Genomic DNA, 9431 nt, shown 5'->3' with positions numbered 1-9431 from the left:
AAAGATGAGACTTCCCACTACATAAGTAGGTAAGACCCCAGGAAGATGACCTGGTTGATCGGCTCGAGATGGAAGCGCTGTGAGGCGTGTAGTTGACGAGTACGAATCGGTCGAGGACTTAACCTACTCTTTTACATCGCAATATTGTGCAGGAATTGTATGGGGGTCAGACCCCAAGACAATTTCCAAACAATTGACAGGAAACTCTCTAACAATTCTCTGTGTAGTTTTCAGGGTGCAAATAAGCATTGTGAGATAACTAAAAAAATAACTTTTAGTTATGCATAAAAAATCTATTATAGACATATACTATAATAGATTAAGAAAACAATAAGTTTTCAAAAATCATAATAACTTATAATGACGCGGGGTGGAGCAGTTGGTAGCTCGTCGGGCTCATAACCCGAAGGCCACAGGTTCGAGTCCTGTCCCCGCAACCAAAAAAATTAAAACCGACTTTATTGTCGGTTTTTTGTTATTTAAACCTTTTTTACTTATAAAATCCTACATTTAGTCACTATTCAGATTTAATTCGACAAATTTCTAAAGACTCATATGGTAAGGTATAGAAGTAGACAAATAACATCTATAGTTTAGTGGAAATCGAAAGGACCATTATTTATGTTGAAATTAAAGAACTTAAAACTAAGCACCTTACCTTTAACTAAAAAAATTCATCTTTGGATTATTTTTTTAATTCTATTACCGACAGTTCTACTGGCATTACTTATTCCTTTCACGTCTATTCAGCAACAAAAAAAATTACTTAATGAACAATTACTAGATGAATCGATATTATTAGCTACGGTAGTATCTAATGAAAAGTTTATGGATATTTCTTGGGAAATAGATCAAAAGCTTGATAAAGAAGAGCAAATCCACTTGCTAAACCAAAAGCTCCAAGGGATTTTAGAAATGTTTCCAAACGACAAGATAGGTCGGGGTTATTACTCTATAGCATTAGACTCAATCGTGGCAATTTCTCCTAATTTCTCCAAGGACCTACTTGTCTCCATATCACACGATCATCTGCCCTATTTTGAAGTCTATGACAGCGGAGAAGTCGCTGTAGGTACTTTTGAGACTTCTTTAGGTTGGGATGGTAAGTCTATTACATATGCTGTTGCTCCAATTATCTTAGATGGGCAAATTGTTGGACACAGTTGGGCAACTACTACTCTAGAGCATATCTATTTGACGGCTTTAAAAAATGGCAGTTTTATATTACTAGTAGGTCTGCTCCTTTACGCTCTGCTTTTTTTAAGTAGTGTTCATTTCATAAAAAAAATAAAAAATGAAATGACTGATTTTGCTGAAACAGTTATAAATAAGGGAAAAATAAACTCAGAAGTCAACGTTATGCCTGAGCTTAACCTTGTATTAAATAGGATTCAAAAACATGATGCCTGTCTAAAAGCATTACTTCACATACACACAAATGATGAACAAGATGTCATTACCAGCACTAACTATATTATAAAAGAGATTATGAAAATCACTAAAAGTCCTTTATGCACAATTGGTTACCTTGAAGAAAGTGAAGGAAAAATTATTAATTATATATGGCCTGAAGAAGTTGCCATACAATGCAAATTAAAAGGCACACATGGAAGGCGCTCTCTACGAAATGGAGGTATCTGGACAAAGGTAATTAATGAGAAAAAGCCTTTGCTTATTAACGATTTTGAACAATCTAATAGCAATAAAAGTAGTTATCCCCAAGGGCATGTTGCCATTAATCGGTTGATGGCTTTTCCTGTAATGGAACAAGGAAAAGTTGTTATGGTTTCTATGGTAGCTAACAAAAAAGAAGAATATACAGAAACAGACTTTAAGATAACAGAAGCGATACTTATTGGTCTTTGGAAAGCAATCAAAAGAAAAGAAACAGAAGAAAAATACAAAAAAATATTTAACAATTCTTCAGCAATCATGTCTTTGCGTCGTCTTAGCGATGGAAAAATCATTGAGGTTAACGATCAATATTTAAAAACTCTTTCGTATTCACGAGATGAATTGATTGGCAAGAGTTATAGCGAAATCGAAGGAGAAGACGGTAGCGAAGAAGTCTTCAAAATATTAAAGCATAAGCAACAGATTGGAGAACCAATCAAAGAACAGGGCAATAACATCGAAGTAATACTAAAAAATAAAGCGGGAGAAAGCTTACAAGGGATAGCTTCTTTTGACGTAATTAAAATCGCTGAACAAGAATACTTGCTAACTATTGTTAAAGATATTACTTTATTGAAGCAATATGAAGAAGAACTGAAACGATTAGACAGACTCAACATAATTGGTCAGATGGCCGCCGGTATAGGTCATGAGATTCGAAATCCTATGGCTACTGTGCGAGGATTTTTACAGCTATTACAGCGTAAAGAAAAATATGCTGATGAGAAAGCTTACTTTGATTTAATGGTTACCGAGTTGGATAGAGCTAATGAAATCATTACAGAGTTTCTTTCTTTATCAAAGAAAGAGCCAGATAGTCTAGAACTAAAAAGTCTTAACGAAATATTAACGACAATGTATCCACTTATAGAAGCTTATGCTTTTCAACAGGATAAGCAAATTCGACTAATAGCAGGAAATATTCCACCTATTTATGTGAATGAAAAAGAAATTCATCAACTTTTGCTAAATCTAGTTCGCAACGCTTTAGAAGCCTCACCGTTACGTGGAATTGTAACGCTAAAAACAGAAGTACTGCATGATGAAGTAATCTTGACAGTAAAAGATCGCGGTAAGGGAATCGACCCTACCATTCTTAAAAAAATAGGAACACCTTTTTTTACAACAAAAGAAAAAGGAACAGGCTTAGGATTGGCAGTTAGCTACAGCATTGTGGAGCGACATAAGGGAAAAGTCTTTGTTGAGAGCAGTGAAAAAGGAAGCGTCTTTAAGATCCACTTTCCTCTCCCTGCAAAAGTGGATAAACTTGAAAATAGTGCTTAAAACATACTAGATACTAATTTCTTTTGCTGAAACTCTCAGGGTCTTCTAACTCAGAATAAAGAGGAGTTGGAAGCACACCCATATTCGTTTTGGCAACAAGTTCGGAGTGATAAGGTGGTATAGCATCAGAATCTTCCAACTGAACGGCTTGATCTTGCTCAATGGAATCTTCTAAGCTCTCTGGAGCCTCTTTAATTTCTTTGTGTTTTTTTTCCTCTTCCTTATGCTTTTTGGATTCTTTTGTCATCATAAACATCCTTCCGTCGATGTAAGTCCCTTAATGACCATTGATTGGTTGTCATTAAGGGACCTTTTTTTTTGCTTACTCTTGGTTCTGAGGTAAGTTACGAACTTCTGGCTCTCCTGGGCTCTGGGTGTTAAGTTGCTTTGCTTGGTCATTGTTACGGTTCTTTTTAGCTTTCTTATTCTTCATATCTTTTCACCTCCATTAAAGATGGTAGATTGAAGCGAAACCATGTTTATTATGCCCCGCATGTAGACTCTCTCTGCAATTTTTGAAATAGTCTCAAAGAAGCTTAAAAAAGGATTTTAACCATTAGGTGGCGAAAAAGAAAATCAAATGTAAAAAGCCCAAAGATTAAACTAAAGACTACAAATCAAGTGCTCAAAGACTAGGAGACCGGAAGGTTAGAAGACCTGAATCTAACAAATTCTAACAAAGAATTTAGAGGGGAATTTTTATGACCAAGAAGTTAAGTGCCCTGGCTTTGTCTCTGCTACTCATAGCCACATCTTGGCTAGTCCATATTCCTGTAGCACAGGCTTTTGAGAATTTAGCTATACCAGCTTTTCGTCTTCAAGAGACTACACCTGTTGCTCCTGGCACGACTTATAAGCAATATCAATGGTCTTATGAACAGGGAAATACAAAAATTAATCTTTTAGAAATTGATCTATCGAACCCTTACTTAACAATTGACGTTATTGCAGGGAAAGGGAAGGTTGCAGAAAGATTAAACGTTTCCGCTATGGCTCGTGAACAAGGAGCTGTAGCCGCAATCAATGGAGACTTCTTCAATATGCGAGGCGAAGGTGCACCTTTTGGCCCTATGGTTCGCTCTGGTGAATTGCTCTCTTCTCCCATAAATCATAGTGGCCTTTATGCTTTAGGTCTCTCTAAAGATGGAAGAGCGTATATTGATCTTTTTCATTTTGAAGGTCTCGTTGTTGCACCTGATGGAACTTCTTTTGAACTAACTGGTTTAAATAAAGCTTCTTTTCTTATGAATCCCGATAACCGAAATGGTCACGTAGATCGTTTACATCTCTATGATCATAACTGGGGATCTTTGACTAGAGGACAAGGTAGTGGAATTGACCTTGCTGATACAGTAGAATTATTGATTGATAATAACCTTGTCTTGGCAGTATCAGCAGGCGCTCCTTTTGAATTTGCACCACCTCTTGGTCAAAAAATTTTACGTGGTCATGGACTAGCCGCTCAATATCTGCTTAACCATTTTCAAGTAGGTTCTCCAATAAGTATCGATTATAAGATGATACCTGATCAGGAATGGCAGATGGTGATTGGAGGGCACAGCTTACTAGTGCAAGCAGGAAAAGCTGTACCTTATGCCAGAGAGTTATCTACCTTAGACGGCTTGCGAGCACGGTCAGCCCTAGGAATTTCGCAAGATGGTCAAACTTTATTTGTAGTTGCTGTGGAAGGAAGAACGGAGCAGAGCCTCGGTCTTCGTCTTGGAGATTTGTCTCGTTTCTTTGAACATATAGGTGCTTGGACAGCTCTTAACTTAGATGGTGGTGGCTCTACAACAATGGTGACTCGTCAGCTAGGAGACTGGCAAGCAACAAGGCTTTTTGCTCCCGAACAAGCCCAAGAGCGTTTAGTACCTAATGCGCTGGCATTGTTCGTAAATGCACCGCAAGGAGAATTGAAAGGCCTATTCATTCAAGGACCAGATCTCTTGTTGCCTGGTGAAACAGTAGCTTACACGCTTAAAGCTTATGACAGCTACTATAATCCTGTAGATGGCAAGACGCTTTCAGTGCAATGGGCTTTATCAGACCAACTAGGTGAACTTGATCAGAATAAATTTACGGCGCAACAGGCAGGCGTAGCTAATATTCAGGTACTGGAACAAAGTAATAGTATTACTGCGACTTTTCCTGTTATAATTCTCAGTCAGCAGGATTTACTCGAAATTGCTATCAAGACAACCGTAGAAGCTTTTGAGTTAGGCAAAGCAGTTCCACTTACAGTGCAATTAACAACCAAAGCAGGTCGAACTAGATCTGTAGAGGCCTCTCAGCTACAATGGCAATTTGAAAATGCTCGTGGCGATCTTTCTCCACAAGGTATGCTACGGATCGATCATATCGATGGACCAGAGGCTCTCTTACGTGCCAGCTATGGGAATGTTTCAGCTGAACTGCCTATAGGTTTGCTTATGAAGAAAGAGCCTGAAGAACAATACTTAGCTACAGCAACCGTAACAGGCAATATCGTTAATGTTCGTCAAGGTCCTGGTACTGATTATGATGTTATTGCAAGCATAGCCAAAGGAACTAATCTTCCTTTACTAGACCTTAAACCAGGCTGGGCTGAAGTACTTATAAACGACAGTAGAAGTGGTTGGATTAGCAGGGAATGGAGCGAACAGTTTCTATCAACAGGTGTTATTACCGGCAATATTGTCAATCTACGCTCAGGTCCAGGTCGTGATTTTGAGATATTGACTACCTTGAAGAAAGAAGAAAAAGTATTTTTGCTCAAAGAAAGTGATAATTGGTATAGAGTGATTACTGGTGAAGGCAATAAAGGCTGGATGTCAGCTGATTATGTAGAGAAAAATATTTTGCCATAAAAAAGATAAAAACTAGACATCTTAAACAAAAAAAGAGATACAAAAAAAGAGCCTGAGCAACCTGTTAAGGTTACTCAAGCTCTTTTTTTGCTTCTTAAATCATTCATCAACTTTAACCAGCGATGAAGGTAAACTGGTGTAATAAAGTTTTGTCGTACATGCTCTTTCGCTTGCTGACCTAGTTGCTGTGCCAAAGCAGGGTTTTGCAAAAGCTGTAAGAGAGCTTTCGTTAACTCTTGCACAGTGGGAGCCATAAGACCTGTTTTATCAGGTATTACCTGCATACGAATGCCGCCTACAGGTGTGGAAACAACGGGCTTTTCTTTCCACATAGCCTCTGTCACAGTAAGTCCAAAACCTTCACGACTAGAGTTTTGGACGACAATCGCCGCGGCTCTTTGCAGTACATTGATTTCCAGATGACTAGTCGGTGCTAAGTTAAGAACTCGGATAGTGCTGTGATCTTTAGTTAACTCTTTTAACTCATTGTAAACATCGAGTCCTTCGGGATCATCGTCTGCAGCACCACCAGCAAAAATAAGCTGACAAGGAAAGACTTTGAGCAATTCTAAATAGGCGTGTACCAGTCCGAATGGATTTTTCAATCGATCATAGCGAGAAACTTGGAGAATATAAGGTTGATCTGTAGAAATACCAAGCTCTTCTAGAACCTTTTCTTTTTCCGTGTCTGTTACTTCACGGTTTTTATCACTGAGAGGATCAATTGCAGGCGGTAAGATAAATTGCTGATGAGGAAGATGTTTGGCATATTCATCAAGGTGATAAATAGCGGCATCACAGCGTCTCGCATAGCGACTTAAAAAGTTCCAAACGCGAGGATCAACATCAACAGGATCAATGTGACAATACCAGATCCAATGTCCCCGATGTTGGTCTTTTCTTTTTACCAAACCGAGTGGCTGTTGATCGTGAATAATAACAAAATCAGCAGAATCATCAATCACAGCAAGGTTCTTTTGGGCCGTTTCTTCATAAATCGTAATCATTTCTTCACGAAAATTGATTTTCTCTCCATGAAAAGCATTGTGAAAAGCTTTAGTGACTTCAAAAAAATCGCTTTGAGCTGATAATACATCCCAACGAGCATTAAGTCCAATCGATTTCATCAATGGAAGTAAGCTCTGCAGTATCTCAGCTACACCACCACCGACGAAAGTTGAATTGATATGCTGTATTCCTGCGCCTTGAAGTGGTTCTGCTAGCTTTTCAATTGTTTCTAAGAGAGAGGGATCGACAAGATTTTGATAAGAAGCAAGGGTTCTAGAACGTTCAAGTGGAGACGGGAGATTGATTTGAACCATCATTACACCTCATAGAAAGGATTTGTAAGAACTGAAGGACTTCTTGGGGACTTTGCAAGCAGTATTCAGCATAGGTAAGCTTTGGAATATCAGAAACGAGCACAGTAGTTCCAAGGCCATGGAGGGCTTGAAAAGCATCTTCATCGGTCCTGTCATCTCCCAAATAGAGGGGATGGTACTCAGGATAGCGTTCCAAAAATCTTTTTACACTAGACCCTTTATTAATCCGAGCAGGACGTACTTCTACTACCTTTTTACCTTCTACCATTTCTAGCTTCTCTATTTCTAACAGTCTTTGGATCTTATCTCGATAGCTTTGGAGAACAACAGGTACAATAGAAGGTGAGGCAAGTCGATAGTGGAGTGCAAAAGACGTTTTTTTCCTCTCCAGAAGAAATCCTTCATGGGATCCGATACAGTAGCAAGCTTCTTGATGCAAAATATCTATCCAACCAGCTGGAGAAGCTCCGCTGGTAAGGCTGTATCGATTCCCAAGAAGGTCTTCCATCTCTGCTCCGTGACCTCCTACATAGTAAATCCCTTCTAGAGATAAAAGACTTTTGAGGTCAGCAATATCTCGACCAGATACAAAAGCTATTATTAAGTTTTTTTGTTGGGAAAGTGCTTTTAAGGTGGAGCGAAGGGAACTGCTAGGGCGAGCAAGCTCTGGCTTATCTTGAATGGGAACAACCGTACCATCATAGTCAAGCATTAACAGTAAAGGAGTAGTCTCAAAAAGATTTAAATCTTTCCATAGAGCTAGTGGTGGAGTCAACGAAGGCTTTGTTAAAGATGCTTTAACTGATTGTTGACTCATGGGAATCCTCAGCCAAAGTTGCTTTGGGGCTTACTGTTATGGTTGAGCCCGTGAGCCAAGCTTGCTTTATCCTTTTCCACCACCAACTTATATCTTGCTCTTTTACGCTTTTATAAAGACTATGAAGTCGCCTTTTTTTCTCGCCTTCTGCCATTAGTAAACCTTTGAGAATCTGCTCTGCTGTTTCTTGGGGGCTATAAGGGTTTGCTTGTAAAGCTTCCTTGAGTTGGTTAGCGGCACCAGCAAAAGGACTTAACAAAAGAGTACCTGAATAATTGCCATTAGTGGCTACGTACTCTTTAGCAACAAGATTCAGGCCATCGCGAAGGGGTGTGACAAGGCACATGTCGGCGGCAAGATAATGAGTCACCAAATGATCTTTTCGTAAAGGTCTAAAGAGATAGCGAACGGGAATATGGTCTTCTGTGAATCGTCCGTTAATGCGCCCTACAGTTTCTTCGACTTCTCTACGTAAGCTTTGATAAGCCTTTACTTGCGTTCGACTGGGGACTGCAATTTGAATAAACGTTATCTTACGTTTATACTCTGGATGGTTTTCAAAGAGCCATTCAATAGCTTTTAAGCGCTCAGGAATTCCTTTGGTGTAATCAAGTCGATCAACACCGAGAATTAAATAGTCGCCGCCAGAAGCTTGCTTTAATTGATGTGCTTTTTGCCGGATTTCTGGCTTGCTAGCTAAGGATTCAAAGTCTCGCCAATCGATGCCAATAGGGTAAGCGGCTACAATAATTTTTCTTCCGGCCCAAAAGATAGAGCCTGTGACATGATCTACTTTTGCACCAAGCAACTCCTCTGCTGTTATCAAAAAGTTACGTACATAACTTTCAGTGTGAAAGGCTATTAGATTACAATCGAGTAAGCCTTTCAACAACTCTCTAGCCCAAGGCAAAGTAGCAAAAATCTCAGGGGCAGGAAAAGGAATATGCCAAAAGAGAGAGATTTGTGCTTGTGGTCTTTCAAGGCGTATAGAAGTAGGAACTAATGCTAGATGATAGTCATGAATCCAGATTAAGTCGCGAGGTTGACTTTTCTGGAGCAAAGTCTGAGCATACTTGATATTTACACTGCGATAGTTTTGCCATTGCTCGGCATCGAAGAGAGCTTTTTCAACAAAATTATGACAAAGAGGCCAAAGGCAACTGTTAGATATGCCTTCATAGAAAGCTTCAACTTCTTCTTCAGTCAGAATTACTTCATGAAAAAAAGCATCATTGCGATCTGTGAGAGGGAGGGTTTTTCCCATAATCTCATCAGGTTTACCTAAGCGACCACCCCAACCAACCCAGGCTCCACCTTCTTGGTCAATGATTGGATTAAGAGCAGAAACAAGTCCGCTGACAGAAGGGGTTATTTCTAATCCTTTACTTCCACTATCCCTTAAGGTAAGAGGACCGCGGTTTGAAGCAATGACCAGTCGCCTATCTCTATATGATAGAGGCTTAAGTAATCCCATATATCCAATTCCTC

6 protein-coding genes, 1 tRNA gene and 1 rRNA gene are annotated in these 9431 nt (G+C 39.3%); 4 read left to right on the top strand and 4 right to left on the bottom strand.

The genetic code is table 11. From position 1 onward, the window contains the following. The 3 genes from F9B85_RS13460 to F9B85_RS13450 form a co-directional block, all read left to right on the top strand. Positions 1-126, top strand: a 23S ribosomal RNA gene (locus F9B85_RS13460); the annotation flags it as partial. A 238-nt stretch (positions 127-364) separates the two neighbouring features. After that, a tRNA-Met gene (locus F9B85_RS13455) sits at positions 365-440 on the top strand. 181 nt (positions 441-621) lie between these two features. Next, the gene (locus F9B85_RS13450; protein WP_151621744.1) at positions 622-2958 is read left to right on the top strand and encodes an ATP-binding protein; all 2337 of its coding nucleotides are present in this window, start codon (positions 622-624) and stop codon (positions 2956-2958) included. 13 nt (positions 2959-2971) lie between these two features. Here F9B85_RS13450 and F9B85_RS13445 read toward each other — a convergent pair whose 3' ends face one another. Beyond that, the gene (locus tag F9B85_RS13445) at positions 2972-3208 is read right to left on the bottom strand and encodes a hypothetical protein (RefSeq protein ID WP_151621743.1); all 237 of its coding nucleotides are present in this window, start codon (positions 3206-3208) and stop codon (positions 2972-2974) included. Positions 3209-3659: 451 nt separating this feature from the next. Between F9B85_RS13445 and F9B85_RS13440 the strand changes: the two genes are divergently transcribed. Continuing rightward, positions 3660-5804: a phosphodiester glycosidase family protein gene (locus tag F9B85_RS13440; protein WP_151621742.1), complete on the top strand. Its 2145-nt coding sequence runs from the start codon at positions 3660-3662 to the stop codon at positions 5802-5804. Positions 5805-5878: 74 nt separating this feature from the next. Here the strand turns inward: F9B85_RS13440 and F9B85_RS13435 are convergent, their stop codons facing one another. From F9B85_RS13435 to F9B85_RS13425, 3 genes are read right to left on the bottom strand one after another with little or no spacing between them, the layout of a single operon-like run. Beyond that, positions 5879-7126: a glycosyltransferase gene (locus F9B85_RS13435; protein WP_151621741.1), complete on the bottom strand. Its 1248-nt coding sequence runs from the start codon at positions 7124-7126 to the stop codon at positions 5879-5881. Next, positions 7095-7943, bottom strand: coding sequence for a trehalose-phosphatase (gene otsB / locus F9B85_RS13430; RefSeq protein ID WP_151621740.1), 849 nt, complete (start codon positions 7941-7943; stop codon positions 7095-7097). The genes F9B85_RS13435 and otsB overlap by 32 nt, the downstream gene beginning before the upstream one ends. Then, positions 7924-9417, bottom strand: a complete 1494-nt coding sequence (locus tag F9B85_RS13425) for an alpha,alpha-trehalose-phosphate synthase (UDP-forming) (RefSeq protein WP_151621739.1) — start codon at positions 9415-9417, stop codon at positions 7924-7926. The genes otsB and F9B85_RS13425 overlap by 20 nt, the downstream gene beginning before the upstream one ends. Positions 9418-9431 lie beyond the last annotated feature (14 nt).

Source organism: Heliorestis acidaminivorans, assembly GCF_008933955.1.
In the GTDB taxonomy this organism is placed as follows: Bacteria; Bacillota; Desulfitobacteriia; order Heliobacteriales; family Heliobacteriaceae; genus Heliorestis; species Heliorestis acidaminivorans.
This window is presented reverse-complemented; position numbering and strand designations above follow the sequence as displayed.

Excerpts from the sequence above, each read along its gene's own strand:
- F9B85_RS13450 (WP_151621744.1), top strand. The coding sequence starts at position 622 with ATGTTGAAATTAAAGAACTTAAAACTAAGCACCTTACCTTTAACTAAA.
- F9B85_RS13445 (WP_151621743.1), bottom strand. The coding sequence starts at position 3,208 with ATGATGACAAAAGAATCCAAAAAGCATAAGGAAGAGGAAAAAAAACAC.
- F9B85_RS13440 (WP_151621742.1), top strand. The coding sequence starts at position 3,660 with ATGACCAAGAAGTTAAGTGCCCTGGCTTTGTCTCTGCTACTCATAGCC.
- F9B85_RS13435 (WP_151621741.1), bottom strand. The coding sequence starts at position 7,126 with ATGGTTCAAATCAATCTCCCGTCTCCACTTGAACGTTCTAGAACCCTT.
- otsB (WP_151621740.1), bottom strand. The coding sequence starts at position 7,943 with ATGAGTCAACAATCAGTTAAAGCATCTTTAACAAAGCCTTCGTTGACT.
- F9B85_RS13425 (WP_151621739.1), bottom strand. The coding sequence starts at position 9,417 with ATGGGATTACTTAAGCCTCTATCATATAGAGATAGGCGACTGGTCATT.